Annotated in this window: 2 protein-coding genes and 1 pseudogene; all 3 read right to left on the bottom strand. The window is 69.9% G+C overall.

Annotated features, from left to right (window positions below; genetic code table 11):
• A pseudogene (locus KBX39_RS29995) lies at window positions 1-196 on the bottom strand (hypothetical protein); the annotation flags it as partial.
• Window positions 193-636, bottom strand: a complete 444-nt coding sequence (locus KBX39_RS29990) for a thioesterase family protein (RefSeq protein ID WP_043328894.1) — start codon at window positions 634-636, stop codon at window positions 193-195. The gene KBX39_RS29990 and the pseudogene KBX39_RS29995, both read right to left, overlap by 4 nt.
• Window positions 629-1,952 (bottom strand): energy-dependent translational throttle protein EttA (ettA, locus tag KBX39_RS29985; RefSeq protein ID WP_210873767.1); only part of this gene is annotated, 1,324 nt, incomplete at its 5' end. The genes ettA and KBX39_RS29990, both read right to left, overlap by 8 nt.

Genomic DNA, 1,952 nt, shown 5'->3' with positions numbered 1-1,952 from the left:
CAGTGACGTCACCGGGGGCGGCGCCGGGCACGGTACGGACCACGAGCACCCCCCAGGGCAGCCGCGCCCAGAGCGCCGTACGCCCGGCGCCGGGCACCGGCCGCAGGCGGACCACCGTGGCCGGGTCGAACCGGACCAGCCGGGCCAGGAAGGCCCCCGCGTCGGCCACCCCGGTCAGCCCGTGCCCGGTCTTCATCCGCTCAGCCCCGGCGCGTAGCGGAGCAGGAACGCGCGCTCGTCCGGCGAGATCCGGCGTGGCCGCTGGGCGGCGAGGTCGAACGGCACCAGCACCGACCGGGCGGTGCTGGCCAGCGTGTCGCCGTCGTACAGCTCGTAGGCGACCGAGAACGAGGCGTTGCGGATCTGGTCCACCCACAGCTCGATCCGCACGGTCGGGGCCGCCTCCGCGCTGGCCCGGCCGAGCGCGTAGTCGACCGGGCGCAGATAGTCGACCTCGTGCCGGCGGATGACCACCCCGTCGGCGAACGAGCCCACTCCCCACGCCCGGCCACCGGCGAACATCATCGCCACCCGGGCCTCCTCGTAGAGCGTGAGGAAGCGGGCGTTGTTGACGTGGCCGTACGCGTCCAGGTCGGACCAGCGCAACGCGCAGTGGTAGACGAAGCGGTCAGTCACGGGTGAGCTTGCGGTAGGTCACCCGGTGCGGCCGGGCCGCCTCGGCGCCGAGCCGGTCGATCTTGTTCTTCTCGTACGCCTCGAAGTTGCCCTCGAACCAGAACCACTTCGCCGGGTTCTGGTCGTCGCCCTCCCAGGCCAGGATGTGCGTGGCGACCCGGTCCAGGAACATCCGGTCGTGGGAGATGACCACGGCGCAGCCGGGGAACTCCAGCAGCGCGTTCTCCAGGCTGGACAGCGTCTCCACGTCCAGGTCGTTCGTCGGCTCGTCGAGCAGGATCACGTTGCCGCCGATCTTCAGCGTCAGCGCCAGGTTGAGCCGGTTGCGCTCGCCGCCGGAGAGCACCTTCGTCGGCTTCTGCTGGTCCGGCCCCTTGAAGCCGAACGCCGCGATGTACGCCCGGGACGGCATCTCGACCTTGCCCACCATGAGGTGGTCCAGCCCGTCGGAGACGACCTCCCAGACCGTCTTGTCGCCGTCCAGGCCCTGCCGGTTCTGGTCGACGTACGACAGCGAGACCGTCTCGCCGACCCGGACCGAGCCGCTGGTCGGCTGCTCCAGCCCGACGATGGTCTTGAACAGCGTGGTCTTGCCGACGCCGTTCGGGCCGATGATGCCGACGATGCCGTTGCGGGGCAGCGAGAACGACAGGTCGTCGATCAGCACCCGGTCGCCGAACGCCTTTGTCAGGTTCTGCGCCTCGATGACCGTGTTGCCCAGTCGCGGGCCCGGCGGGATCTGGATCTCCTCGAAGTCCAGCTTCCGGGTCTTCTCCGCCTCGGCGGCCATCTCGTCGTAGCGGTCCAGGCGGGCCTTGGACTTGGTCTGCCGAGCCTTGGCGTTCGAGCGAACCCACTCCAGTTCCTCGGACAGCCGCTTCTTCATCTTGGCGTCGCGGCGTCCCTCGACGGAGAGCCGGGCGGCCTTCTTCTCCAGGTAGGTGGAGTAGTTGCCCTCGTACGGGTAGGCCCGGCCGCGGTCCAGCTCCAGGATCCAGTTGGCCACGTTGTCCAGGAAGTACCGGTCGTGGGTGATCGCCAGGACGGTGCCGGCGTACTTGGCCAGGTGCTGCTCCAGCCACTGCACGCTCTCCGCGTCCAGGTGGTTGGTGGGCTCGTCGAGCAGCAGCAGGTCCGGCGCCTCCAGCAGCAGCTTGCACAGCGCGACCCGGCGGCGCTCTCCACCGGAGAGCTTGGTGACGTCGGCGTCCGGCGGCGGGCAGCGCAGCGCATCCATCGCGAGTTCGAGCTTGGAGTCGATGTCCCACGCGTCGGCGGCGTCCAGCTCCTCCTGGAGCTTGCCCATCTCCTCCATC

Source organism: Micromonospora sp. D75 (assembly GCF_018070405.1).
Lineage (GTDB): Bacteria > Actinomycetota > Actinomycetes > Mycobacteriales > Micromonosporaceae > Micromonospora > Micromonospora chalcea.
This window is presented reverse-complemented; position numbering and strand designations above follow the sequence as displayed.